The organism is Streptomyces sp. NPDC031225, assembly GCF_055570355.1.
Genome location: NZ_JBVIHJ010000006.1, coordinates 364,186 through 389,432, shown reverse-complemented (window position 1 = coordinate 389,432; position 25,247 = coordinate 364,186). Strand labels below are relative to the sequence as shown.

The window sequence follows — 25,247 nt, the reverse complement described above, 5'->3', positions numbered from 1 at the left end:
AGTCGCGGTGGTGCGGTGGTGCGGCGGCCTGGGCGACAGGCCCTGCCGTCAGGTGCGGCGTCCGCTCACTCGCCGAGGTGCTTGCGGAGCCATTGGCCCATCTGCCCGATGGCCTGGTCCACCTCGGGCACGCGTCCGGCCCCCAGGACGAACGAGTGCTGTCCCTCGGGCATCGCGTGGGTCTCGGTGGTGACCTTGAAGTCCGTGAGGCGGCGGCCGAGCTGGGCGCCGTCGGGGTCGGCGCCCTCGGGGATGGCCCAGAGGGCGGGGACGCCGTTCGCGTCGACCTCGGCGTAGGTGACGCCTTCCGGCTCGGTCGACGCCTTGTGGTTGGAGTCGACGATGTCGCGGATGACGGCCAGGTCGAGGCCGGGTGTCGACGACTTCGCGCTCACACTCGCGAGGAACTCCGCGAACTCGTGTGCCTCTTGGCTTACTCCCATGGTGGTGCCGCTTCTCGGACGGGTGCCGTGCCGCGTTCCTCGGCGGCAACCGGGTCGATGCGATGGGCATGACGTTACTGGCTGAGTATATGAAAGTGCACTCAGATAGGGTCGGGATCACCCTCATGGATGCTGCGGCTGTACCGGTGCCTCACCGGGCGAGGTGCGCTGCTGTTGCGGATCACAGGCCCGAGGGCGGACCGTCTTTCCCGTCCGGCCCCTGCCTCGCGGACGGCGAAGGTCATATGTGTCCCGCCGTCGAAGGCCCGCCGAGCTGCTCCACGCCCTGTGCGAGGATCTTGGGGTGCCGACCCTTCGCGCCCACGGCGGGGACATGGGCGAGCGTTTCCGCCTCGCGCCTCTCATGGCCGAGCGGCGCTCGCGTGCGGATCGCCCGCATGCAGCCCCGTCGTACCACCGTGGACGAGATCCGGGTTCACCACACACAGATCTACGCCGGACACCCGTCGAGTGAGGAACGTGATGGCCCACGACAGCCAGGTCAGCGGGGACGACACGATGACGGTCAGCCATGAGTGATGTCCCCGGGGTCGAGATCCTCGCCGACGTCCACCGGGGCGTCGGCCGCATCCGGCTGAACCGGCCCAAGGCACTCAACGCCCTCACCACAGGCATGGTCGCCGCCATCGACAGCGTGCTCGCCGAGTGGGAACACACGCCACTCTCCGCGGTGGTGCTCGCCAGTACCAGCACGAAGGCGTTCTGCGCCGGTGGGGACATCCGTACGATCCGTGAGTACAGCCTCGCCGGGGATGCCGAGGCCAGTGAGCGGTTCTTCGCCACCGAGTACCGGCTCAACGCCCGGATCGCCGAATATCCCGTACCGGTGGTGTCGCTCATCGACGGACTGTGCATGGGCGGTGGTCTGGGTCTGTCCGTCCACGGCGGCTTCCGTGTCGTCACCGAACACGCGGTGCTGGCGATGCCCGAGACCGGGATCGGGTTCTTCCCGGACATCGGGGCCAGCTACTTCCTGCCGAGACTGCCCGGCGCGATCGGCATGTACCTGGGACTGACCGGGCACCGGATCGACGCGGCCGACGCCCTGTACACGGGACTGGCCACGCACTTCGTCCCGGCGGACGGCCTCGACGCGGTCGTGGACGCCCTGGCCGACGGCTCCGGCGAGCCGGTGGACGTCGCCCTGAACCGTCTCACCGGCCGCTCCCCGGTGGCGGAGAGCGGGCTGGCGGACGCACGCGGGGACGTGGACCGGGCGTTCGGCGCGCCGACCCTCGGCGAGATCGAGAAGCGCCTGCGCCACCTCGACACACCCTGGGCGGCAGGTGCGTTGGGGGCCCTGGAGGCTGCCTCTCCACAGAGCCTGGAGATCACCCACGCCCTGCTGGCCCGGGGCAGGCAGCGCACATTGCGCGAGTGCCTCGACGCCGAACTTGCCCTCACGCGCACGACCATCCGCACACCGGACTTCCTGGAGGGTGTCCGGGCGGCCCTGGTCGACAAGGACCGCACTCCCCGCTGGCAACGTGCGTCACCGGGCGGACGGGTGCCGCAGGCCTGAGCAAGTCGGGTCCGCAGTGCAGGAGGGGGCGTGTGTCAACAAGACGGGAGCCCCCTCCCTGCCTGCCGTGAGTGGGTCCCCGGGGGAGGGGGATGATGCGGGCTGCCACGCTGTCCACGACAACCGGTATGCCGTCGGTGCCGGCGTGTCCGGCCGCGTCCCTGCAGTGTCCGATCACACCACCAAGGACGACAGCAAGCGATCGTCGACCCGGCTGCCATGCTCTGAACTCGCCATGAGCGGCGCACTGTTGACGTCAGGCGAGTGCTGATCGACCGTGCAGGCCCAGGCGGTCCCGTCGCACACCTCGCCGCGCGGATGAACATCTCACGGCCCCGGCCCTTGCCTGGATCCGGCGCCGGTGGTGCAGGCGTGAAAGCGGGTGCCGCAACCGCTTGAGCCGCCCCGGCCCCGGCCCCCGCATGACAGCACACCGGGCCGGGCCGGTTATCAGGCCACGGTCAGACGGGGGCGGGGGGCCAAGCAGGCCTTGAGGTTCGGGTGGGGTGGCCGCGGGGCCCGTGCGCATCGTTCGCGCGGTCGGTCAGTGTGGTCCTCGGATGCTGTCGATGATGCGGGTCCAGTTGTCGCTGCCGTGTCCGTTCTCGACTGCACGCCGATAGTGGGCCTGCACGGCCAGTGGGAGCGCGAGGTCGAGCCCGAGTGACGTGCTGGTCTCGACGATGTGGTCGGACGTCGCACCCATCATGGTGACCGTGCTGAGGTCGCCGGGGTGCTTTCCCGCATCAAGCGCGGTGCCAGGCTTCTCCTCAGCAGCCCTCAGGATGCCTCCGATCGAGTCGGCGGAGGAAAGCAGCTCCGGCAGCACTTCCGATGCCTGCAATCCCGCGGTACCCAACATGGCGGTGGCGTGCATCAACGCCGACAAGGTGGCGAGGAACACCGTGAGTTGGGCCTGATACATCATCTGGGCGAGGCCCGGGTCACTGCCCAGATACTTCGGTGTTCCGAGCGGTGTCAACGCCGCCCGGTGCTTGTCCACCACCTGGCCGCGGCCGCTGTAGTAGACGTAGGCCGCCTCTGTGCCGACCATCGGCGCGGGCACCATGACGCCTCCGGTGAGGAAGGCGGCGCCGTGTCCCGCTGCCCAGGTTGCCGCCTCGCGTGTGTGGTCGGGGGTGTCAGAGCTCAGGTTCACCAGTGTGCGGCCGGCGAGCGATGCGGTGGCGCTGTCGAGGATGTCGTACATCGCCCGGTAGTCGGTGAGGCTGAGGATTACGAGGTCACTCGCCTCGACCGCCTCACCGGGTGTCGCTGCGAGCGTCGCCCCGTCCGTGACGACGCCGGTGGCCCGACCGGCGGTGCGGTTCCAGACGGTGACCGGGTGGCCGGCTGTGAGGAGCGTGCGGGTCATCGCCTGGCCCATCGGACCGAGCCCGATCACGGTGACAGCGCTGCTTGGGGTGGTGGCGGAGTTCTGTTGTTCGTTCACCCCTCCATGCTCGGAGAGCGCCACTACTGTCGGAAGTACCCACTATTTTCTGCGGTACTTACCTTTCAGTAAGGGGTTCAGTGATGGCCAAGGCGCCGAGATGCGGGCCTTACATCTGTGGCATCGACGCTGCGCTCGACGTGGTGAGCGGGAAGTGGAAGGGACTGATCCTCTGGGAACTCGAAGCCCACGGCATACGCCGCTTTGCTGAACTCCGTCGCGGCTTGCCGGGAGTGAGCGAGAAGATGCTGACGCAGCACCTCCGGGAGATGGAGGAGGACGGTCTCGTGCACCGGAAGGTCTACGCCGAGGTGCCGCCGCGCGTGGAGTACTCCCTGACCGCGCACGGGCACACGCTCAATCAAGCGCTCGAGCCACTTGGCGCCTGGGGCGTTGAGCGGATACGCCGCGAAGGCTCCGAAGTGGCCGACGCAGCCGAGGCCTCACACGGTCACCGGTAGTTCGTCAAATCCGGAGGCAGAGATCAAGGCCGTGTCCGCTGGTGACCGCGTCAATCAGGGCCTGGAGTTCGGAGGGTGGGTCTTTGTCCGTCCGGGATCGCCGCCATCGGTTCAGGGTGGTGGCGAGGGTGAGCCATGCACGGACCGAACGTAATGCCCTGGGCCAGCAGGGCAGTTGGGGTGGGAGGGGTTCGGTTGGTCCCCCTCTCTGGTCCCTTGTCGGGCCATGGGTCCGGCGCGGTGCCGTCCAGCGGTCCGGGTGGGGGTAACCACTGGTCCCAGCAGAAGGAGAGGGCGCAGTTGACCAGGGTTTGGTGGCGGCGGATGGCGCGGGCGGAGCGGGCCTGGAAGTCGGCCCGGCCGAGTTCGTCCTTGATCTGCTTGTAGCTGTGCTCGATCCACGGCCGCAGGCTGTAGGGGCGGACGATCTCGGCGAGGTCGGCCGGCGGGTGCGGGCCGGTGGCGGCGTGGGGTGCGTCGGGGTGGGGCAGGTTGGTGGCCAGGTACCAGGTGGCCTTCGGCGGCAGCCCGGCTGGGTCGGTGTTGGCCACCACCAGCGCCAGCAGGGTGAGTTGGTGCCGTAGCCGCCCAGGCGGGCATCAGCGGCCCACCAGGTCTCGGCGTGCCTGTCTCGGAAGTGACGCTCCACGGGTGTCCAGTCACCGGGATGCTGGGTATCCCGCCGGGCCAGGGCGTGGGCCGTTTCGAATGGGGGTGTGCGGCTGGTCGGCCGGGGCCCAGGTGTCGCGGTGCGGCTTGAGCGCGACCACGTAGGCCAGGCCTGCCTCGCGCAGTGCGAGGTAGCAGTCGTCGCTGACGGAGTAGGCGCAGTCGGCGACCACCGCTCGGCAGCCGAAGCCCGCAGCCTTCCCGCGGGCCGCGAGGGAGGCGGACAGCTGCGGTTTCGTGCGGAAGGCCGGATCGGACAGGCCGCGGGCGAGGTGGTGGGCGGAGGTGGAGGGGTGCGCGTGCAGCGGGTAGTACACGCGGCCGTCGGTCCACACCGTGGTCACCGTGACGATGCCGTTGTCGGCCTTGCCCAACCGGCCCAGCCACTGCCGGCCCACGTGCGCGGTCGCAGTGCCGTCCGTGCGGTCCCCGGAGTCGTCGATCACGATGACCCCGCCCTCGTGCGGAGCCGTCGCCGACTGCTCGCGCAGCAGCTCAAGGCGCCGGTCGTTGATCTGCTCGGCGCCAGCAGCCCGGTCAGGTACTCGCGAAACCCTCGCCGCCGGGCCAGGCTGAAGAAGAGGTCGTCGAACCGGGCCGCGTACTCCTCCAACGGTCCCGGAGCAGGCGGACACGGACGGCGAGTGGTCATCTTCAGCCCCCAGCAAGGCAGTTGACTCCTACCATCGGCCTACAACCCGCCCGGCCTACCGCCAACCCACACCGCCACCGGATTTAACGAACTACCGCGCATGTCACGAGCACGGGATCGGCGCTCGTGTCACTAGGCGTTGGGGTCACGCAAGCCGACTGCGTCATGCCGCCAGAACGCCTCTGCGTAGACCAGCGTCCCCGTCATCCATGACTCATGCTCCGGGAACCTGATGACCTGAAAGGCACCGTCCGGGATGCGCAGGGACGGCTTTCGGAAGCCCAGGCCACCACCGGGCACGAAGCCGAAACGTGAGTAGTAGCCCGGATCACCCTCCAGGAAGACGAGCGGAACAGCCCGCTCGGCGAGGACCTCCAGTCCGTGTCGAACCAAGGCCGAGCCGATACCCCGCTTATGGAGCTCAGGCATCACGGCCAGAGGACTGAGGACTTGCACGTCAACCAGCCGGCGAGGCGCATCGAGAAGACCGCGGGTGAACATGACATGCCCGACGACCTGCCTGTCCTGCTCGGCGACCAGCGAGAGACCGTCCTGGCGTGTGATGGTGTCCCGCAGGGTATCGACCAGGTCGGCTACGACGCGGCCATGGTCACCGAACGCCTGCAGGTGAACATCCCGCACGGCCTGCCTGTCGCTCGGAAGCTCTTCGCGAAGATCCATGCCCGGAGGGTAAAGGCCCCTCCGGGCGGCACGCACACGGTTTTGGGACCGGTAGGCCGCCGGCGCCGTCCTTTTCCCCGTGGTGCGGGCCGGCGGTGCCTACGGATCAGGCGTGTGGGCGCGCCTGGCTCACATCTTGTCGTGCACGACCCTCCGCCGTGTTCAGCGCCAGCCCAGGGCCGGAGCGACGTGCGTCAGGATGCTCTCGATCACGTGGGCGTTGTAGGCGACTCCGAGCTGGTTCGGCACGGTGAGGAGGAGTGTGTCGGCGGCGGCGACTGCCTCGTCGTCGGCGAGCTGCTTGACCAGCATGTCGGGCTCGGCAGCATAGGAACGGCCGAAGATCGCGCGGGTGTTGGCGTCGATGTAGCCGATCTGGTCCTTGGAGTTGCCCTCACGGCCGAAGTAGGCGCGGTCGCGGTCGTCGACCAGCGCGAAAATGCTGCGGCTGACCGACACTCGCGGTTCGCGGGTGTGCCCGGCCTCTCGCCAGGCCTCACGGTAGGCCTCGATCTGCTTGCGCTGCTGGACGTGCAGCGGTTCGCCGCTCTCGTCGTCCTTGAGGGTCGAACTCTGCAGGTTCATTCCGAGCGTGGCTGCCCACACGGCGGTGGCGTTCGAGCTGGAACCCCACCAGATACGGTCCCTGAGGCCTTCGGAGTGCGGTTCGATGCGCAGCAGCCCCGGTGGGTTGGAGAACATCGGATTGGGGTTGGGCTGCGCAAATCCCTCGCCCGTGAGCACGTCGAGGAGCCGCTCGGTGTGGGCGCGTGCCATGTCGGCGTCGGTGGCCCCTTCGGCCGGCTGGTGTCCGAAGTGGCGCCAGCCGTCGATGACCTGCTCCGGGGATCCGCGGCTGAGGCCGAGCTGGAGTCGGCCTCCGGAGATCAGGTCCGCGGCTCCGGCGTCCTCGGCCATGTACAGCGGGTTCTCGTAGCGCATGTCGATCACGCCGGTGCCGATCTCGATCCGGCTGGTGCGTGCGCCGATGGCGGCGAGCAGCGGGAACGGCGAGGCGTACTGCCGCGCGAAGTGATGGACGCGGAAGTACGCGCCGTCGGCGCCCAGCTCCTCCGCGGCGACCGCGAGGTCGATCGCTTGGAGAAGGGAATCCGCTGCCGAACGCGTCTGCGAGTGCGGCGACGGCGTCCAGTGTCCGAAAGACAGGAACCCGATCTTCTTCATACCGCATTCAACAAGCAAGGTCGGCGTTCATTCCCGGCCGAGCCTGCGGGCGTGCAGAGAAGAAGTCCGGCACGACGTGGCGGGCGCGGGGCGCGACGACCGTACTGCTCACGGTCCCGCACATGCGGCGATGACCAGCGCTTTCACCGAAGGTCCTCGCCTCGCCCTCGCGTCCGTGGGATTCAAGGGCGAAGTGATCAGCGTCGGAGGCTGGTGCTTGCGGAGGTACTCCTGGAACTCCGGGTAGCGCGGAACGTTGACCTGGTAGTCCCAGAACGGGTGTAGCTGCACTTCTTTGTTGCCGGGCCGGCCCATCAGGGCCTGGTCGAGAGTCCAGGCGTCCGGGGCGACACGCTCGAGACGGTCGGCGGGGACGCCGTGTGTGTACTGCCAGTGCGTCTTCTCGGCCGTCAGGTAGAAGCGAACTTCGGGAGACCGAGTTGGTCGATCCGTCCCAGGGTGGCCCAAGAAGTAGGCGCTCGAAGCGATGTCTGTCCGGTCGCGCGTTTCCGTCTCAGGATCGAACGGGAGCGGGGGGCGACGCTGCTCTGAGCGTCGCTTCCGACGACGACCGACTGACGGGGCGGCGGCGGAGTGGAGGGCTTGTGCCGCGCGTTCGGGACGTCGGGGAGGGCGTCGGGACGTGGTCGCCCCGTCGCGCTACCGCGTGTTTCCAGCTGCCGCGTGGTCGTCAACAGGCCGGCTGGATGCCCTCATTGAGCTTCCGGTGTCAGCGCCGGACGAGCGTGGCCGTGCGATCGCGTTGTGAGTCCGCATGATGGGTATGACCTGAAGTGATGCCGTCACTTCGGGACGAAGATCCGGAAGTGTTGCCATCGCTTCCCTACGATGATCCGGTTGGTCGGGTGACTGCGTTCCTACGCGGTCACGTTGGCGAGTGCCTCGCGGATCACGCTGACGACCTCCGCCGGCTGGGCATGCATCCGTGGTTGTTGGTGTGCCGACCGCGACTCAGCCTGAATATAGGAGACTAAACTCAGGTGAGGTTAGTCTCCATGCATGAATGCCAGGATCGAAGCCCCACACGACACCGGTATGGACCACCGTCTCGACCGGGATACGTCGAACTGCTCGATCGCGCGCACCCTTGAGGTCGTGGGTGAGAAGTGGACGATCCTGATCCTGCGCGAGGTCTATTACGGCTCGTCCCGTTTCAGCGAGTTCGAACGGGTCCTCGGCTGTCCTCGCAACCTTCTCGCGGCGCGGCTCAAGATGCTCGTGGAGGAAGGGATCCTGGCCACCGAGACGTACAAGGAGCCGGGTTCGCGCAGTCGGCCGAAGTACGTGATCACGCCCAAGGGTATGGATCTGGTCCCGGCTGTGATGGGGCTCCTGCAGTGGGGTGACCGCTACCGTGCCGACCCGCAGGGCCCGGCCATGGTGTCCCGGCACCGTGGGTGCGGCGCGCACGTCGACGCCCGGATCCGCTGCGAGCGGGGCCACACCGTGGAGGCGAAGGACATCGAGAGCATCCCCGGACCGGCGTTCCGGCTGAGGCCCGCCCAGTGAGCTGAACGTGACGGGTTCAGTGTCCAGAGGTGTACTCGCTGCGTCTGGCCCGGGCCTGGTGGAGGCGGACCGGCACGCGGTTGCCGCAGCGGGACATGGAGCACCAGCGGCGGTTGCCGGCGGGGGAGTGGTCCACGAAGCGCAGGGCGCATTCGTCCGCGCCGCAGACGCGTACCCGCCCGATCTCGGCGGACAGGAGCAGGTCGACGGCGTCCTGGGCGATCAGGGCCAGTGCGGCTGCCGCGTCGGCGGCGGCACTCGACGCCCCGGCAGGCTCCAAGTGCCCGTCCCTGACGGTCATTTGCAGAGCCGGTCGTGGGACCTCCGCTGCCGCGCGGTTGAGCAGGTCGATGTCACGGGATGTGGGCAGTCGGCCGTCGGCGGCCGCTGACACGGCCCGGTCGATCGTCTTGCGAAGCCGTCGTCCCGATGCCAGGACGGCGGCGGTGGCGGGGTCCGGGGGGCCCGACGGGAGCAGACCGGCCTGCTGGAGCCAGAGGGCCAGATCGCCCGGATCGCGGAGCGCCAGTGCCGGGCACGTTCTGCCGGCCGTGGTGTCTCCCTGGCACGGTTCGGCGACCCGCGCGGTCACCTTCCCGGCGCTGCCCTTATCGAAAGCCGCACACGCAACACGGTCGCCCACCTGCTGTCCTCCGTGCCCTACCGGGAGGTGCCGCCGCCGGTCCTCGAACTGCCGAAGCGGCCGAAGTCGACCGGCTACGAGCGACCGCCGCGCGATCTGCAGACCTACGTCCCCGACCACGCGGCGAGCCTCTGAGCAGCCGGTCACCTCGCCCCCCCCTGCTCGGGCCCGGCGGGTCTGACGCTCACCTCGCCGACGACGTGGACGCTCTGCCGCTCGGCGTCGTCGTGGGTGGCGCCCTGCCTCCGGGGGACCGACCCCCATCAGTTCGCTGTGAACCGAACCGGGATGCTCCGATCCGCGTCGAAGAGGCATGCTGGTGTCCGTGCGTGGACCGGGAGGTGCCGGAATGCGGTGGTGGGCTGGAGTGTGGGCGGTCGCCGGGGTGGCCGTCCTGGTGGCGTGCGGCACGTCGGCGGGAGGGTCGGGGCCCTCGGACAGGACCACGTCGGGCGGTGCGCCGACCCGTACGTCCGCGGTTCCGACCCCGGTCCCTTCCGTGAGCCCGACCGGAGAACGTCCGTCCCGAAACCCGTCCGCATCGGCCACCGCTCCGCCTCCTTCGACGGCGAGCTGTGTGTCCGGGCGGGCAGAGGTCACCGTCGGTCCCGGTGACGCGGTCGTCCAGCGGCTGTGCGCCAGGCCGGGGACGGTCCTCTCCCTCGTCCTCAAGCCCCGGGCGGACGACAAGAGGTGGACGGCCGCACTGAGTTCCGCGCCGGTCTTCGTCCTGGTCTCCGGTTGGCAGGTGGACGGGGACGGCACGGCACGCGCGACGCTTCGATGTGCGGGCACCCGGGGCGGCACGGCCGAGATCACCGTGCGGGCCAAGGCGCCGGACGTGGCGGGCGCGGCACGGGTCGCCTTCACACTGCACGTGGACGTGCGGCCCCGTACGACACAGGGGTGACCCCGGAAGCCGGGGCCACCCCTGTCACGCGACTGTCAGCCGCAGTCGCGCACCTTGATCGTGTAGATACCACGGCCGTGGGTGGCCGCGTACAGCGTGCTGCCGTCGGGGCTCAGCTTCAGCTGGAGCACGGCGACCGCCGGGAGGCTGCCCACCCGCTGCCAGGCCGTACGGCCCGCCGCCCGGTAGACGACGCCGAGGTCGGTGCCCACGGCGAGGCCGCCGTTCGGCGTGACGACCGCGGAGTCCGCCGGCACATCGGGGAAGTTCTTCGAGATGTCCTTCCAGGTGGTTCCGCCGTCCTTGGACTCGAAGACGTGACCCACGCCCGCACCCGGTCCCTCCGTCCACTGCCGGGAGAAGCCGTTGACCGTGAGGTAGACGTGGTCGGCGTTCTTCGGGTCGATGGCGAAGCCGCTGAGGTAGCGGTTGGGTACGGTGCCGTCCACGGGCAGGGCGATGTCGTGCCAGCCGGTGCCGTCCGCGTTGCCGACCGAGATCCCGCGGGTGAAGCCCTGGTTGTTGCAGGGACCGCACCAGGCCGCGTACACCTTGCCGCCCGAGGCCGCGACGGCGGTGGCGGTGTGGCCCGCGCCGAGGTCGTACACGCTCTTCCACTCGGAACCGCTGCGGATGGCGTAGCCGTGGGTCTGCACCCAGATGTGCCGGCCGCCCGCGATCCACGTCGAGGAGTTCTTCGCGTCGGCCGCGAGCGGGGCGATGAAGCGGGCCTCGCCTGTCGCGTTGTCCGCCGGGGCGACGCTGTACGACGTGGCCTTGCCGGCGTCGTCGATCCAACTGCCGTCGTTCACCGCGCAGTTCTGGGTCACCTGGATGGAGAGGTAGACGTACTCCTCGGCGATGTTGCACCCGTTGGCCGGGTCGGTGAGGGTGTCGCCGCCGTCGCCGCCGAAGTTGGAGCCCATCACCTTGTCGTTGCTGCGCAGGACGGACTGGCCGTTGTCCTGCAGGCCACCGGTGACCGAGACGCCCCCGTGGTCCAGGTCCTTGCCGATGCCCACCGAGTAGTACTGCAGGGTGTCGATGGTGCCGTCGTTCAGCGAGGTCCAGTCGGTGGCGTGCCCGGAGGCGTCCTGGGAGCCGTGGACCGGACGCTTGTAGACGCCGCCGTCGTTGCCGACGTACACGAAGCTCTTGCCGTGGTAGCGGCCGATGGCGACGCCGTGCTGGTCGGAGTGGGTGGTCGGGTTGCAGTCACCGGTCTGCTTGGCCGGGTCGATGTTCCAGCAGGGGAAGGAGAAGTTCCAGTACGGGCCGACCGTGGACCAGGTGCTGCCGCCGTCCTTGGTCTCGTAGACCTCCTCCAGACCCGCGTACACGTGCTCCGCGTTCGCCGGGTCGACGGTCAGGAACTGGTTGTACCAGGCCTGTACGCCCGGCATGTAGCCGCTGGTGGTCAGCGCGGAGCCGTCGGCGGCCAGGCCCTGGTAGTCGGCGATCTTCGTCCAGGGACCGGTGGGAGAGCCGGACTTGGAGACGTAGATGCCCTCCAGGCCGCTGTCCGGGTTGGTGTTCAGCTGCTCCGGCGACTGGTCGATGGCGTAGTAGCGGGAGCCGTCGGCGGAGCGGGCGAAGGTGACGCTGCCGACGTTGTCCGCGTCGGCGGGCAGGTCGCCCAGGCCGCTGGTGATCCGCGTCCAGGCACCGTTCACCTTGCGGTAGAAGCCGTTGTAGTCGTCGCCGCTGCGCCAGCCCACCGCGAGAACGACCTTGCTCGGGTCCTTCGGGTCGATCGCGATGTCGTTGGCGATGTTCTTGTACGGGGCGTCGGGGTCGTCGGCGTCCGAACGGCCCGGCAGATAGGAGGGGTTGGGCGCGAACTCCAGCTTCCAGGCGCCCTTCAGCGTCTTCGTGGAGTGGCTCCACACGCCCTCGCTGGTCGCCGCCCACACCTTGCTGCCGCCGAAGCGCAGTTCGTGGATGCTGGTGGACTCCAGTTCGTCGCCGCCGACCCGGCTGCGGGTGGAGAAGGTGCCGTTGTGCGGGTGGGACAGGACGTAGACGCCGCTGCCGAGGTAGGCGTCCGCGTTGGTGGTCGCCTCGCCGGTGCCCAGCCACAGCCGGCCGCCCCCGTCGAGCGCGAGCGCGCCGGTGGACTGTGCCGGCAGGCGGTCGCTGATCGGCTGCCAGTGCCCGCCGCCGGACCTGGAACGCCACACACCGCCACCCGCGCTGCCCGCGTACACGTACCCGTCGTCGTCGGCGGCGATCGCAGCAATCCGGCCGGTGACATTGCCGGAACCGCCGCTGGAGTTGGAGTCGATGTCGCGGTAGCGCGAGTCGTCGGAGTTGTACGGCAGGTCGGTGACGTTGCGCCAGGTGCCACCGGTGCTCTTGAGGCCGGTCAGGTCGTTCCACGCCGCGCCGTAGGCGCCCGGCGCGACGATGCCGGGCGAGGTGCGCGCCTCGGCGTACTGGTCGGCGCCCTCGGCTATCTCGTCGGCCTCGTTGCCGTCGTCGCCGTCCTCGTCCTCGTCCTTGAGGCTCGGGCGCATGGCGCCCACCGAGTGCGCGCGCTGGGCGGCGAGTCCGTCGAGCGTGCGGACGCCGAAGGGGCTCCCGTTCTGGCCGGACGCGGCGCTTGCGGGTATCGCGACGAGCGCGGCGGATGCGGTGATGGCCCAGGTCGTGAGCCATCGTCTCTTGCGGGTCGGTGCTGACACGAAGTCCTCCCAAACAGGCATACGTACGGCCGTCGTTGGGACCCGACCACGGACAGGAGGGGAAGTCCGTCACTTGGAAAGCCTTTGACCAGAGCCTGTCACTTCGTGTACGGGACGTCGATAGGTCGTTGACGTACGCCACGGCGTGCTCCGGGCACGGTGAGGGTGCCCGGCGCGGCGGAGGGCCCCTCGGAGGCCCCGACGGAGGCACCCGGTACGGCGGCCCTGCGACCGGTCCGCCGGGAGCAGATGCGCATCGCGCACAAGGAGGCGTCCTTGCCGCCGAGGCGGACGGTGCCGTCAGCGACCACGGGTGTCGAGTGCAGCTCAGCGCCGGTCTCCGCCGGTCGCGTGTCCGTCACGGGATGGGTCCACTGTCGCCACCGGGCACGGCAGGTGACCGACCGCATCGAGGTCGACGAGCGTGAGGCGTGCAGACCCTTCACGGTCGGCCCTCGTCGGGGGAGGATACGCGCGGCCCCGGTGTGGACGGCGGGAGCGGAGCCCGACGCCCGTACGGCGGCGCTGAACGGTCCGCACTCCGCGAGCGGCACCCTGCCCCCGAGCCTGCGCCGCGTCATCCCTGCTCGGGTGCCCTCTGCAAGCACGCGACGTGGCGGCTGGAGCAGACAATTCGGGGCACCGAAGCGGCCGCGAGCGCCGCCTCCCACTGTCACGAGGAGCTGTCGGTGGGTCTTGGGCAACCTCAAGGCCGGTGAGGATGTGCCACGGTTGATGCGGATGACCAGTGGTCTGCCATGGCCGCGCAAGGCCCCGGATCCGGGGCTTCGCGAGGTGGCTGGAGGAGGACCGGCGGCCGCACCGACCGACATGGTCGGCGCGCCGGCCCATGTCATGCGTCGACCGTGGCGGCCTTCTCCTCGTCCTGCGATGCCGCCGCCTGCCGTGGGGCGTCGGGGGCGGTGTAGTAGACGGAGGAACCCTGCTTGGTGCGTTGCGCCTGGGTGCGGGCGACCAGTCCTTCGAGGGTGGTGCGCACGACGGTCGTCTTGATCCCGCGGTCGGGATGGGCCTTGCCGAGAGCTGTGGTGATCTCGGCCGCCGAGCGCGGCTCGCGCTGTTCGGTGAGGTGGCGGCGGACCAACTCGACCAGTGTCGGCTGCGTCGGCGTGGCTGCCCCGGACTTGCCCGTCGGCTTCTGCGCGGTCTGCTCGGCGGGCGATGTGCGATCGGGTTCGGGGGAGGCCTTCTTCGTCCGCGTCTGCTTGCCCGCCCCGGACTTGGTGGCTGCCTTCTTCCGGGGGGCGCGGGCTGCGGGCACCACGACGCTGTCGGACGGGGCGGCGGACTCGGGGGAGACCGGCGCCGCTTCGATTGCCCGCTGAATGCTGACCAACACCTGGTGGTCACGCTGGAGGGCCGACAACTGTTCCTGCAGCAGGGCGACTTCCTCGCTGACTCGTTCCTGCTCCTTGGTGTTGCTTTCGAGGTCGGCACTGACTTGGGCGCTGTACTGCGAGGTCAGTTCGGTCGTGGAGGTGTTCTCGGGCATGGGACAACCTTTCCTCGGTCTGTGGCCGAAGTGGACAGCCTGCCAGGGTTGGGTGCCGTCCCGGACCCGTCGGCGGGCGGCGGCCGTACTCCTGCGCAATGCTCTGTCGTAGCGATAGTACGGACATCCGGACGTGGGGTGTCCTGCTTGAACGCTCTGAGTCCTGCCGCCGGCACGGATGCCGCCCGGCGGGAGCGTGCGGTGGACCACGTCAGTGTGCGGAACGGTCGGGTGTGAGAGGCAGCGTGTACCAGACGGCTTTGCCGGGCGGGTGTGGGTGTGTGCCCCACTCATGGGCGAGTGCGCTGATCAGGGCGAGGCCGCGCCCTGATTCGTCCGTTGCAGAGGCCTGTCGGGGACGGGGTGGGTCGGAACTGCAGTCGGTCACCTCGACGGTGAGTTCGGTTTCGGTCCGGTTCAGGCTGAGGGTGAGGGGGCCGGGGGCGTGGACGAGCGCGTTGGTGAGAAGTTCGGAGGTGAGGAGGCGGGCTGTGTCGATCAGGTCGGAGGGCAACTGCCAGGTGGACAGGGTGGTGGTGAGGAAGCGGCGGCCCGTGGAGACGGCGCGGGGACCGGGCTCAAGGTCCATGTGTGCGTGCTGTGGGGGAGTTATGCGGATGAGTAGCAGGGTCACGTCGTCGTCATGTCCGTCGTCGTCCGGCAGGAGTGTCACGAGGATGTGGTCGGCCGCCGGTTCCAGAGCGGCGGGGGACGCGCCATGGGTGTGCAGAGCGGTGTCCAGGGAGTTGGCAAGACAGTTGATCCGGTCTTCGATGTCGGTGTGCCGGCGTTCGATGAGTCCGTCGGTGTAGAGGGCGAGGGTCGCACCGGCGGGCAGGGGCCGACTCGTCTGCTGGTGCGGGAAGCCACCGATGCCCAACGGCACACCGACGGGCAGGTCCAGCGGGTGCGCAGGCTCGTTCGGTGCGGCGAGCAGGACGGGCGGGTGGCCTGCCGAACACGCGGTCATCTCCGCCGTGTCGTGGTCGATGATCAGGTAGCAGCAGGTCACCATCTGGTCGGGCAGGTCGCACACGAAGGCGTCGAGCGCGCTGATCAGCCGGTCCGGGGGCAGTCCGGCCTGGGCCAGGGCATGGGCGGCGGCGCGCAGTTGACCCATCACGGCGGCGGCGTCCAGCCCCCGGCCCATCACGTCGCCGATGACGATGCCGGTCCGGTTCGGGCCGAGGGGGATGAAGTCGAACCAGTCGCCGCCCACCCCGGCGCCCTGCACGGAGGCCCGGTAGCGGCGCGCACTGGGCAACTCCTCGAGTATGGGCGGGCTGCCCATGAGACTGCGTTGGAGGGTGTAGGCGATGTGGTGCTGCTGCTCGTAGCGGGCCGCGCGTTCGGCTTCGGCCCGCTTGCGGTCGCTGATGTCGCGGACGGCGACGGACACCAGCAGTCCGTCCTCCGTCTCCAACGGGCCGAGACTCACCTCGATGGGGAACTCATGCCCCTGGCTGTCGCAGGCGGCCAGATCCACATCAGCGCTCATCGCACGGGCCTGCGGCCTGGTCAGGTACGCGCGCAGCAGCGCCCTGTGGCGGCGGCGCACCCGGGCCGGGGCCAGGTCGTGCACGCTGGAGCCGATCATCAGGGTCCGTGGCAGACCGAAGAGGGCTTCGGCCTGGGCATTCGCCATCACCACGATGCCCTTTCCGTCGGCGATGAGCGTGGCGTCCGGGGCGCACTCCAGCAGCGCGCTGAAACGCTGCCGGATCCGCTCGCTGTCCTGCTGGGCCAGGACGCGGTCGGTGGCGTCGGTGGCGATCCCGCACACCGCGTACGGCGCGCCGGAGGCGTCGGTCAGCGGGAAGAGGCTGGTGAGGAAGTGATGCGGGCCGTCGGTCAGGCTCAGGGTGTCCTGCCGCTGCAGGCTGCGGCCGGTGTGCTGCACCTCGACCTCGGCCGCGCGCAGGGGTCCCGCCCCCACCGGGGAGGGGAGGTCCTCGATGCGGCGGCCGAGGATGTCCGTGCGCCCGGTGCCGGCCAGCCGCTCGAATCCGGCGTTGACGGCCAGATAGCGTCCGGCGCAGTCCTTGATGAAGATGGCTGCCGGGGTGTGGTCCATGAACCGTTGCAGCCAGGCGTATTCGCGGATGCGGTGCTGGATGCGGTCGTGCGCCAGCTCCGCGTGACGGCCCACGGACAGGGCGGTGAAGCTGACCACGGTGAGGACCACCACGTGGGCGCAGGCCACCAGCGCCGAGCCCATCCGGGTCTCGTACCAGCCGGCGTCCTGCCCCATCAGGCGCAACCAGCCCAGGACCGGGGGCACCGCCACCGCCGTGGCGGCCATCCACCGGCCCAGCAGCCCGGTGGGGCCCGGGATCATCAGCAGCGCCGCCAGCCCGACGTCCGGCCGGGCCAGGAACGTTGCTGCGCCCAGCAGCACCAGGGCGAGTGCGGTGTGCAGGGCCATCCGGGTGTAGTCGTCGAGCTGGCCCAGCTGCGGCACCCGGTAGGCGAACCCGTAGACCCGCAGCAGCCCGAGCACCAGCACGATCAGCGCGCACACCTGTCCCAGTTGAACGGCCCAGGTACGTCGCCGGCCCAGCGCCAGCTGGGCCAGACCTGCCAGCACCAGGGCCAGAGCGGTGTTCGGTGACATCCTGCCCGGTGACGCGCCGTCCAGGGCGGTGTCGTCCTGGAACAGGAACTGGTCGATGCCGGGACCGGCACGCACGGCGTACTCGGCCAAGGTCACCACGCCGATGCCGACCGCCACCGCGATGCAGGTGCGGCTGAAACGGACCGCACCCGGCTCGCCCGGTCGGCGCAGGGCCAGCAGCAGGGACCCGGACAGGACCAGCATCGCGATCGCGGAGTTCGGCTTCATCGATGTCTGTCCCGGCATGACGCTCTTCAGCGTCTCGATCCCCAGGACCCAGCCCGCCAGACCTCCGCACGCGAGCAGGGCGCAGGCGGCGGCCGCGACGAGGGTGAGCTGCCGAACGCCTCCCTCGCCTGCCGCGTGGCGTCGCGGCCGTACGTCCGGCGCCGGTCGCCTCTGCTCCTCCGGCTGCCACAGTGGCTTGCTGCCCTGTTGCTCTGTCGCGTCAAGCACTGCCCACTACCCCTGCCGATCAACACTCCCGGATGCCTGCGTCGGCTCCCCGGCGGGCCGTGCCCCTGCCTGCATCGAGTCCCTCGCCTCGGCATGGGCGTACAGATACTTCAGGCCAACGTAGGCCCTGCTCAGGAGGGCAGGCCGCAGGCTCACACCAACTGGTCGGATACCGCAGCCAAGTTGCCGAAACCGGACCGGGAATGAAGCCTTGTGCGGAGGTGGTGATCGGATCGGGCCGCAGGAACGTTCACTGCGTGGATCCGGGCTTCATCTAATCTCGTTCATGAGAGTCGGATGCCGGGTGCGTCCGCATGGAGGAGGCGATGGTGTTCGGTAAGGGCACGTGGCTGCTCGCGGGCGCCGTGGTCATGATCTGTATCGTGCTCGTCGGCCCGAGCGCACCGGGCAGTACCCACTCCGGCAGCTCGGCGCCCAGCGTCGCGACCCGGGACGTGGTGCCGAACCGGGTGATGACGTGGAACATCTGCAACCCCTGCGGGAAGAGCAACGCCGACCAGGCGGCGGAGATCGCCGCCTACGCGCCCCAGGTCATCGGTCTGCAAGAGGCCTGCGTGCGAGACGTCGACAGAATCCGTGACTACCTGAAGAGCCTTTACGGGCTGGTCTATTACGTCGAGTACGGGTCGGTTCTGCAGAACTGGGGCCGCTGCGGGGGCCTGCCATGGAACCCCGGAGGCTTCGGAGAGGCGCTCCTGACGGCGGCACCGATGACGGACACCGTCAAAGTGGAGTACCCCGACGGGGGATCAGAGGACCGCGGGTACATGGCCGTCACCACCACGGTGGGCGACCGGCGCGTCCGGGTCTTCAACACCCACCTGGCAGAACGACGTCAGGAAGCGGTCCGGGCGGACCAGGTCCGCGTCCTGGCCACTGAGGTCGCCCGTCACGAGCGCGCCGTCGTTCTCGGTGATTTCAACGCCGTGCCGGACGCTCCCGAACTGACCCGGATGTGGTCCTTGGCCGCGGACGCGGACCCCCGGTGTGCTCCCTCGTCCGCCGGCACGTGCGAGCCGACCACTGACTGGCACAGCAGGTTCGACTACGTCTTCCTGCGGGGCATCACCCCACTCAGACACCATGTGCAGCCCACCGAGTACTCGGACCACCACCTGCTGTACGCCGATCTGTCCTCGACGTAAGGCGCTGTCCGGGCGCCGTCCGCATCGTCTTCGGCTGTGCCGCCGTCACCATTGCGACGTGTCCATGGGCCGTTCTCGATGCGATGATCGCCACGTCGACGGCATCAGGGACCGGCCGGCGTGAGGGACTGAATGGCGCTGTCGATCTCCAGGTCGATCAGCCGCTGCGCCTCGATCGTCTGGTTGTCGAACACGCCGGTGAGTTCGAGGCTCACGATGCCGTGGACCCGCGTCCAGATCAGGATGGCGGCGCGGGCCACGTCCGGTGCGATGTCCGGCCGTTCCTGCGCCCGCGCCCACTGGCGCAGTTGTCCGTCGAGTGTGCGGTCGCCGCTGGTACCGCGGGCGGGAGCGGTGTCCTGGACGGCCGCCAGCATGTCGATGAGCAGCGCCATCGCCTGATCCAGCGGAGTCTGCGCGGTGACCTCGCCGGGCAGGTCGCCGGCCCGCTCGCCGAACAGCATCCCGTAACGACGCCGGTGCTGCAGCGCCCAGTCGCGGTAGGCGGTGACCACCAGTCGCACGCGCGTACGCGGCGCCTTCCGGCTCCCCTCCACGGCGCCGCTCATCGCCGCCGCGAGTTGCTGGTAGGACAGCGTCACCAGGTGCGCCACCAGCGCGTCCCGTGACGGGAAGTAGCGGTAGACCGCCGGAGCGGACATCGCCATGCCGCGGGCGAGCGCCGCGATCGACAACGCCTGGACGCCGTCCGCGTCGATGATCGCGAACGACTCGTCCTCGATCTCCTGGAGCGTCTGGGCTCGCAACCGTTCACGCCTGCTCACGGACTGCGTCTCGTTAGTCATCGTCACACTGTAACGGACCGTCTGAATACTGACGGGATCCGTATCGAGCTATGACCAGTAACCCAGGGAAAGGCTGTACAGCCCCTGCATGCACTGACAGGCCGGCGGTTGACGCGACGTGACAGGGAGGCGCATAGTTACGGTCATTAACAAAGCGACGAATAATCGCAGACGTTTGAGGGGATCCGATCATGACCGAGGCCGGCGCCATCCACGAGGACACCGTCACCGCAACCGAGGTAGTGCTCCCGGGCAAGGTCGCACCGTCCGGTCTGCAGCTGGTCCGGCGCACCCTGCCGTCACCCGCCGTCGGTCAGGCCCTAGTGCGCGTCGAGTCGACCGCCGTGTCCTTCGCCGAGAGCGCGATGCGCCGCGGCCGCTACTACGGCCAGCCGGCGTTCCCATTCGTGCCCGGCTACGACCTTGTAGGCGTCGTCGAGGCCGTCGGCACCGGAGTGGATCCCACGCTCGTCGGCCGACGCGTTGCCGCGCTGACCAAGACCGGTGGCTGGGCCACCGCCGTCCTGCTGGCCGCCGCCGACCTGGTGGAAGTGCCTGACGGGATCGGCCCCCAGGAGGCGGAGACACTGATAGTCAACGGGCTGACCGCCTACCAAATGCTGCACCGCACCGCGAAGGTGCGGGCCGGGCAGACCGTACTCGTGACGGGCGCCGCCGGTGGCGTGGGCTCGGTCCTGGTGCAACTCGCCCGTCACGCCGGCGCCCGCGTGATCGGCACGGCCGGTCCGCGCCACCACGAGGCGCTGCGCATCCTGGGCGTGGAGCCCGTCGACTACCGGGACCCCGACCTGGCCGCCCGCATCCGGGAACTGGCCCCCGACGGCGTGGACGCCGTGTTCGACCACCTCGGCGGCGCAAGCGTCAGCCTCTCGTACCGACTCCTCAACCGCACCGGCACGCTGGTCTCCTACAGCATTGCCGCGGTTCTCGACGGCACCGGGCCCGTCCTTCTCGACTTCCTGCCGCTGCTGGCCAAGCTGGCGTTCTGGAACTACCTGCCGACCAGCAGGCACGCGAGCTTCTACGACATCTGGGCGGGCGCCGGCAAGCCGGACTCGGCCAAGCGTGAGGCGTTCCGGGCCCGGCTGCGCTCCGACCTCACCCACGTCTTCGGCCTGCTGCGCGACGACGTACTCACCGCGAAGATCGCAGCCCGCTTCCCGCTCACCGAGGCCGCCGAGGCCATCGAGTTGGCGGAATCCTCCGGCCGCACCGCCGTCGGCAAGATCATCCTCATCCCCTGACCTCCCGGTGCGGGAAACGGACCGGCGAGCCCACTGCCCCACGCTCCGTCGGCCCCCACCTGTCCGTTCTGTAGGCGGTGGCCAGCAGCCGGCCGTCCTCGTCGTCCGGGGTCGGAAGCAACTGGAGGCCGTGTCCCGGGCCGGGTTCGAGGTAGCGGACGCCCTGCTGCTCGGTGGCCGGCTGGCTGTCCTGCCGAGGGTTCACCTTGCTGGTGATGTCCTGCCGGTCGACCCAGGTCTGGCCGTCGTCATGGCTGTACATGGCGAACGTCTGGATGCGGTTCGGCACGCTGTTCGTGTTGATGCCCCGTCGGTGAGCAGCCGCACGCTGTGGAGCAGCACCAGCCGGCCCTTGAGCTGACCTGTGGCCGGGTCCTTGTACGTGGCGTCGACGACGGTGAGTGCTGGGCGTCGATGGCCGGCACGCCCAGGTCGGCGGGGCCGCTCGACAGACTGCGGGCGATGATCTGCGGCGCGCTCCAGGTGGCGCCGCTGTCGGACGACGTCCGGCTCACGATGTCCATCTCTTTGGTGTCCTCGCACCCACTGCCCATCCGGGCTTCGGCGAAGGCAACCAGCGAACCGTTGTTGCTGCGGACCACCGAGGGGACCCGGAAGAATGTGCAGGTCCGACCGCTGATGGTCTTGTTCGAGGTGAACAGGGTTGACTGGCTAGGAAGTTGCCGCGGCCGCGCGGCGATGACGGGCGAGGCCGTCGCGGGTGCCGGGCGACCAGTGCGGCGCCGGCGACCAGCGGCGCCCAATGAGATGTCGTCGGCGGGGAGGGTGGTCAATGGGGCTGTCATGTCGCCTTGCGGAGGCGACCTTTCACTTCCCTAGGTGAGAACTCGACGAACTGGCGGACCATCATGAAACCGGCGTCACATCAGTGTCCTGCCCGCTCTGGGTACGTCGTCCGCTCGCCGTGTCCTCGTCCTCCCAGCGCAGCAGGTCACCCGGCTGGCACTCGAGTACTTCGCAGAGCGCGGCGAGCGTAGCGAAGCGGACCGCTTTGGCGCGGCCGTTCTTGAGTACAGCCAGGTTGGCGGGCGTGATCCCTACCCGGTCCGCGAGCTCGCCCACGGACATCTTCCGCCTGGCCAGCATGACGTCGATGTCGACGGTGATGGGCATCAGATCACCTCGTTCAACTCGGCCTGCAACTGCGACGCTTCGACGTCACGCGCGACAGCCTGGGCGAGCAGCATCCGCAGTACGAGCACGATGAGCGCGATCCCCAGGATGCCCACCCCGATCCCGCCCATGATGAGGGTGACGCCCGGGTCGGCACGCTGTCCCGGCGCGTTGATGGCCGTGACCGCGAACCACACCAGGGCGGCCGCCACGATCGCGCCGATCACGGCGTCCACGTACCGGAAGGCGGCGAGGGAGAACACGGTTCCGCGTCGCACCATCGTCACCAGTCGGCCCACGCAGACCAGGACGACCTGGACTGTCACCATGCCCAGGATCGTGATCACGCGCAGCGGGGTCAGCGGGAGGGTTCCGTCCTCCGGGTCGTTCCCGCTGACCAGCACCCACACCATCGACGCCTGCACGAACACGGTGCCGGCGAGCATCACCACACCGACGGCGCGCAGCGCACCCACGGTCAGCCTTCCCATGGCTCTTCCTTCCATCGAGTAACGATGGGAATCTATCGAATATCGATAGGTTGAGCAAGGGTGTGCTGGCGAAGTCGGCTTCGTGTGAGCGTGCACCCTCAGAGCATGGGACAGAGCCTCAGTAGGGTGATCGCCATGATGGTGGGGTCCGATGAAACCCGGCTGGTCGTGCTGCGCGGCAACAGCGCCTCGGGGAAGTCGTCCGTCGCGGCCGGTCTCCGTGAGTCCTTCGGCCGTGGCCTGGCGCTGGTCGGCCAGGACAACCTGCGCCGTGTCGTGCTGCGTGAGCGGGACCGGCCCGGCGCGCCGAACATCGGACTCATCGACCTGACGGCCCGCTACGCCCTGGACGCCGGCTATCACGTCGTCGTCGAGGGGCTCATGTATGCCGACCGTTACGGCGAGATGCTCACCCGGTTGTGTGCCGAACACCGCGGCCCCACCCACGCCTACTACCTGGACGTGCCGTTCGAGCAGACCCTCGTGCGGCACGCCACCAAGCCGATCGCGGACGAGTTCGGCGAGCCGGAGCTGCGTGACTGGTACCGGCCCCTCGATCTCCTGCCGGGCGGCATCGAGACCGTCATCGGTGCCGACAGCACCCTGCAGGCGACCATCGACCGCATCCTGCTGGACACGGGCCTGCCCGGCCTTCCCGTCAGGGAGCTCTGACACCCGGGCAGCAGCCGGAGGCGCCATGTCAGCCCGGCCGGTCGTGGTGCACCCGGCTCGCCCGGCCGAAACGCCCTCACTGTCTCATCAAGCAGAGCGTTCGGGGATCGTCGGAAGAAGCTTCTCCGCGATGCCGAGGAGCGCACTGTCCGTCGGGAGGGCTCCGGACGTACTCCATACCGTGATGTCGTAGTAGCCGCCCCGGTCGGTGGGATCGAGGGCCACGGTCAAAGTCCTGGCCAGAGGGCCTTGTTCGACCGGCCCGCTGGATCCGGTACTCCCGAGATCGATCTCGATTCTCATGGTGTGATCCGTGGAGTAGACCGCGGGCCGACCGAGCACCTTGAGCGTCTTGACGTCCGTCTCGTTCCCGTACTTCATCAGCTTCACGTACTGGTCGGTCGACAGATGGTTGTAAGTGGCCGAGACATTCACGGTGTACGTCTCGAACCTGACCTCGGCCTCCGGCATGGCGACCTTCTCATCGGTCAGGGGAGCCGTGTTGCTGGTGCCGGAAGCCGTGGACGCGATCTCCTCGGGTGTTCCGAGGAGCTGGGCCAGGTCTGGCCGGTTGAGCGCCTTGCACAGCTCCTCACCGGTCACGGGCCGAGGCGTCTTCTTGTAGGCCTTCGGCACCGCCTCCTGCTCTCCGCTCGAACAGGAGGCGGGCTGCGGGGTGTTGTCGTCGGCCGGCATCACGTGTGGAGCCACCCACAGGGCACCCCCGAGCGCTCCGAACACAGCCAGGGCAGCGAAGGCCTGGCCCCACACGTTGGGCTCCTTCTGCAACGTGCCAGGGCCGGCAGGCGGATCAGCCTTGGCCTGGATCTGAGCCTGCGCCGGGGCCTGGGCGACAGGAAGGGCCACGGTCGCGTCCGCGGAGGCGACCGGAGTCGGGTTCCGGCGTGCGCGCAGGGCCCGGACCACCCCGTGGACGCGTATGGCGGTGAACACAAGGAACACCACGGCGAAACCGGCCGCGACCCGATCGTGATCGTGGACGCCGAGATAGGTGAGGCGTATGCCGAGGACGGACCCGATCGCGATGAGCAGGGGTTCGCGGACCCAGAAGGGCAGAAGACGGATGAGGAAACCGAGCATCCGGTGATCACACCAGTAAAGGATCACATCCGCCATGGTGGAAGCCACAGTTCCGGGCAGGTGCAGAGCCCTGACGCGACGAAATCCGCCGCGGTGACCGATGCGCCGTATTGAGCGGCCGCTGCTGCGGTTCACGCAGGTGACACGGCGTCCGTTCGTTGTGGACCTGTGGGTGGCACCGGTGTCCGGCGTCCGAGAAGGGCGGCCGACGACTCAGGAGGGTGGCTGCGAGGCGGACAGGTGTTGGTCGGCGGCCCAGGAGGCGAGGATGCGCAGTCGTTCGTGGGTGGGTGAGTCGGGAGCGGCCGTCCAGACGGTCAGGTGCTGGTCGGGGTCGGTGTTGGCGGTGAGGGTGTCCCAGTCCAGGACGAGTTCGCCGACGACCGGGTGGCTGAGGGTCTTGGTCCCCACGGTGCGGGCGGCGACCCTGTGTGCACCCCACCACTGGGCGAACTGCTGGTCACGCGTGGAGAGTTCACCGACCAGTTCGATCAGGCGGGGGTCCTCCGGATACTTCGCGGCCTCCATCCGCAGCTGCGCCACGGCGATCCGCGCGGACGCCTCCCAGTCGGCGTACAGGGTGCGCATGGCCGGGTCCGTGAAGATGATCCGCGGGTAGTTGCGGTGCTTTTCCGGGACGAGGGAGAAGTCTGTGACCAGGGCCGCGGCCAGGGCGTTCCAGGCCAGGATGTCCCCGCGCCTGCCCTGCACGACGGCCGGGGTGGCGGTGAGGTCGTCCAGGACGCGCTGCAGTTGCGGCTGGACCGTCTGCCTGCCGCGGCGACGGGTGCGGGTGGTGGTCTTGCCGGCGAGCTGGAAGAGATAGCCGCGCTCGTCGTCGTCGAGGTGGAGTACGCGGGCCAGGGTGTCCAGAACGGGAGCGGACGCCTCCATGCGGCCTTGTTCGAGTCGGGTGTAGTAGTCCGTGCTGATCGAGGCGAGCTGGGCGACCTCCTCACGGCGCAGCCCGGCCACCCGGCGTGGCCCGCCTGTCTCCGGCAGTCCGACTGTGCGCGGGCTCAGCTCCGAGCGGCGCGTTCTGAGGAATTCTCCCAGCTCATTGAGGGGCACGTTGCTGCTCATGCTGCCCAGCATGGCACTGATGGCACTCAGAGAAAGGGGGAGAATTCTCTCCCAGGATGTTCCCCTCCCGGGATGAATCCCTCCGCTTTTGC

General features: G+C 69.2%; 22 protein-coding genes and 2 pseudogenes. 8 read left to right on the top strand and 16 right to left on the bottom strand.

The features are described from left to right. Positions 1–65 precede the first annotated feature (65 nt). The gene (locus tag ACZ48Z_RS13485; RefSeq protein WP_468735965.1) at positions 66–443 is read right to left on the bottom strand and encodes a hypothetical protein; all 378 of its coding nucleotides are present in this window, start codon (positions 441–443) and stop codon (positions 66–68) included. Between the two features lie 532 nt (positions 444–975). Here ACZ48Z_RS13485 and ACZ48Z_RS13480 point away from each other — a divergent pair. Beyond that, entirely contained in the window at positions 976–1,986 is a 1,011-nt protein-coding gene (locus tag ACZ48Z_RS13480) for an enoyl-CoA hydratase/isomerase family protein (RefSeq protein WP_468735964.1), read from the top strand. Positions 1,987–2,530: 544 nt separating this feature from the next. Here ACZ48Z_RS13480 and ACZ48Z_RS13475 read toward each other — a convergent pair. Then, on the bottom strand, positions 2,531–3,439 hold the full coding sequence (locus ACZ48Z_RS13475) for an NAD(P)-dependent oxidoreductase (protein ID WP_468736005.1): 909 nt from the start codon (positions 3,437–3,439) through the stop codon (positions 2,531–2,533). A gap of 83 nt (positions 3,440–3,522) precedes the next feature. Here ACZ48Z_RS13475 and ACZ48Z_RS13470 point away from each other — a divergent pair, with 83 nt between their 5' ends. Beyond that, positions 3,523–3,900, top strand: a complete 378-nt coding sequence (locus tag ACZ48Z_RS13470; RefSeq protein WP_468735963.1) for a winged helix-turn-helix transcriptional regulator — start codon at positions 3,523–3,525, stop codon at positions 3,898–3,900. A gap of 50 nt (positions 3,901–3,950) precedes the next feature. Here ACZ48Z_RS13470 and ACZ48Z_RS13465 read toward each other — a convergent pair. The 3 genes and pseudogenes from ACZ48Z_RS13465 to ACZ48Z_RS13455 form a co-directional block, all read right to left on the bottom strand. Further along, positions 3,951–5,221, bottom strand: a pseudogene (locus ACZ48Z_RS13465) (IS701 family transposase). A gap of 132 nt (positions 5,222–5,353) precedes the next feature. Further along, positions 5,354–5,902 carry a GNAT family N-acetyltransferase gene (locus ACZ48Z_RS13460; protein WP_468735962.1) on the bottom strand — a complete coding sequence of 183 codons (549 nt, stop codon included), beginning with the start codon at positions 5,900–5,902 and terminating at the stop codon, positions 5,354–5,356. Between the two features lie 162 nt (positions 5,903–6,064). Beyond that, positions 6,065–7,087 carry an LLM class flavin-dependent oxidoreductase gene (locus tag ACZ48Z_RS13455; RefSeq protein WP_468735961.1) on the bottom strand — a complete coding sequence of 341 codons (1,023 nt, stop codon included), beginning with the start codon at positions 7,085–7,087 and terminating at the stop codon, positions 6,065–6,067. A gap of 1,056 nt (positions 7,088–8,143) precedes the next feature. Here ACZ48Z_RS13455 and ACZ48Z_RS13450 point away from each other — a divergent pair. Then, positions 8,144–8,617 (top strand): winged helix-turn-helix transcriptional regulator, encoded by a 474-nt coding sequence (locus ACZ48Z_RS13450; protein ID WP_468736004.1) that lies wholly within the window; start codon positions 8,144–8,146, stop codon positions 8,615–8,617. A 16-nt stretch (positions 8,618–8,633) separates the two neighbouring features. Here the strand turns inward: ACZ48Z_RS13450 and ACZ48Z_RS13445 are convergent, their stop codons facing one another. After that, on the bottom strand, positions 8,634–9,260 hold the full coding sequence (locus tag ACZ48Z_RS13445; RefSeq protein WP_468735960.1) for a CGNR zinc finger domain-containing protein: 627 nt from the start codon (positions 9,258–9,260) through the stop codon (positions 8,634–8,636). On the opposite strand from ACZ48Z_RS13445, the pseudogene ACZ48Z_RS13440 reads away from it, so the two are divergent. Both ACZ48Z_RS13440 and ACZ48Z_RS13435 read left to right on the top strand, forming a co-directional pair. Then, positions 9,246–9,395, top strand: a pseudogene (locus ACZ48Z_RS13440) (polyphosphate kinase 2); the annotation flags it as partial. The gene ACZ48Z_RS13445 and the pseudogene ACZ48Z_RS13440 overlap by 15 nt on opposite strands. A gap of 442 nt (positions 9,396–9,837) precedes the next feature. Beyond that, positions 9,838–10,170, top strand: a complete 333-nt coding sequence (locus ACZ48Z_RS13435) for an acetyl-CoA synthetase (RefSeq protein WP_468735959.1) — start codon at positions 9,838–9,840, stop codon at positions 10,168–10,170. 35 nt (positions 10,171–10,205) lie between these two features. Here the strand turns inward: ACZ48Z_RS13435 and ACZ48Z_RS13430 are convergent, their stop codons facing one another. The 4 genes from ACZ48Z_RS13430 to ACZ48Z_RS13415 form a co-directional block, all read right to left on the bottom strand. Further along, positions 10,206–12,854, bottom strand: a complete 2,649-nt coding sequence (locus tag ACZ48Z_RS13430; RefSeq protein ID WP_468735958.1) for a WD40/YVTN/BNR-like repeat-containing protein — start codon at positions 12,852–12,854, stop codon at positions 10,206–10,208. Positions 12,855–12,952: 98 nt separating this feature from the next. Then, the gene (locus tag ACZ48Z_RS13425; RefSeq protein ID WP_468735957.1) at positions 12,953–13,216 is read right to left on the bottom strand and encodes a hypothetical protein; all 264 of its coding nucleotides are present in this window, start codon (positions 13,214–13,216) and stop codon (positions 12,953–12,955) included. 491 nt (positions 13,217–13,707) lie between these two features. After that, a complete protein-coding gene (locus ACZ48Z_RS13420) occupies positions 13,708–14,367 on the bottom strand; it encodes a hypothetical protein (protein ID WP_468735956.1) in 660 nt (219 codons plus the stop codon). 211 nt (positions 14,368–14,578) lie between these two features. Then, positions 14,579–17,437, bottom strand: coding sequence for a SpoIIE family protein phosphatase (locus ACZ48Z_RS13415; protein WP_468735955.1), 2,859 nt, complete (start codon positions 17,435–17,437; stop codon positions 14,579–14,581). Positions 17,438–17,763: 326 nt separating this feature from the next. Here ACZ48Z_RS13415 and ACZ48Z_RS13410 point away from each other — a divergent pair, with 326 nt between their 5' ends. Beyond that, on the top strand, positions 17,764–18,603 hold the full coding sequence (locus ACZ48Z_RS13410; RefSeq protein ID WP_468735954.1) for an endonuclease/exonuclease/phosphatase family protein: 840 nt from the start codon (positions 17,764–17,766) through the stop codon (positions 18,601–18,603). 104 nt (positions 18,604–18,707) lie between these two features. On the opposite strand, the gene ACZ48Z_RS13405 is transcribed toward ACZ48Z_RS13410, so the two are convergent. Then, positions 18,708–19,409, bottom strand: coding sequence for a TetR/AcrR family transcriptional regulator (locus ACZ48Z_RS13405; RefSeq protein WP_468735953.1), 702 nt, complete (start codon positions 19,407–19,409; stop codon positions 18,708–18,710). 191 nt (positions 19,410–19,600) lie between these two features. On the opposite strand from ACZ48Z_RS13405, the gene ACZ48Z_RS13400 reads away from it, so the two are divergent. Further along, positions 19,601–20,674, top strand: coding sequence for a medium chain dehydrogenase/reductase family protein (locus ACZ48Z_RS13400; protein WP_468735952.1), 1,074 nt, complete (start codon positions 19,601–19,603; stop codon positions 20,672–20,674). Here the strand turns inward: ACZ48Z_RS13400 and ACZ48Z_RS13395 are convergent. The 3 genes from ACZ48Z_RS13395 to ACZ48Z_RS13385 all read right to left on the bottom strand — a co-directional run bounded on the left by ACZ48Z_RS13395 (position 20,664) and on the right by ACZ48Z_RS13385 (position 22,299). Further along, positions 20,664–20,963, bottom strand: coding sequence for a hypothetical protein (locus ACZ48Z_RS13395; protein WP_468735951.1), 300 nt, complete (start codon positions 20,961–20,963; stop codon positions 20,664–20,666). The genes ACZ48Z_RS13400 and ACZ48Z_RS13395 overlap by 11 nt on opposite strands. Positions 20,964–21,541: 578 nt before the next feature. Continuing rightward, on the bottom strand, positions 21,542–21,808 hold the full coding sequence (locus ACZ48Z_RS13390) for a helix-turn-helix domain-containing protein (RefSeq protein WP_468735950.1): 267 nt from the start codon (positions 21,806–21,808) through the stop codon (positions 21,542–21,544). Then, the gene (locus ACZ48Z_RS13385) at positions 21,808–22,299 is read right to left on the bottom strand and encodes a DUF2975 domain-containing protein (protein WP_468735949.1); all 492 of its coding nucleotides are present in this window, start codon (positions 22,297–22,299) and stop codon (positions 21,808–21,810) included. The genes ACZ48Z_RS13390 and ACZ48Z_RS13385 overlap by 1 nt, the downstream gene beginning before the upstream one ends. A 138-nt stretch (positions 22,300–22,437) precedes the next feature. Between ACZ48Z_RS13385 and ACZ48Z_RS13380 the strand changes: the two genes are divergently transcribed. Beyond that, positions 22,438–22,971 (top strand): P-loop NTPase family protein, encoded by a 534-nt coding sequence (locus ACZ48Z_RS13380; RefSeq protein WP_468736003.1) that lies wholly within the window; start codon positions 22,438–22,440, stop codon positions 22,969–22,971. Between the two features lie 87 nt (positions 22,972–23,058). Here the strand turns inward: ACZ48Z_RS13380 and ACZ48Z_RS13375 are convergent, their stop codons facing one another. After that, entirely contained in the window at positions 23,059–24,072 is a 1,014-nt protein-coding gene (locus tag ACZ48Z_RS13375) for a DUF6215 domain-containing protein (protein ID WP_468735948.1), read from the bottom strand. Positions 24,073–24,285: 213 nt separating this feature from the next. Further along, positions 24,286–25,155 carry a helix-turn-helix domain-containing protein gene (locus ACZ48Z_RS13370; RefSeq protein WP_468735947.1) on the bottom strand — a complete coding sequence of 290 codons (870 nt, stop codon included), beginning with the start codon at positions 25,153–25,155 and terminating at the stop codon, positions 24,286–24,288. Positions 25,156–25,247: the final 92 nt, after the last annotated feature.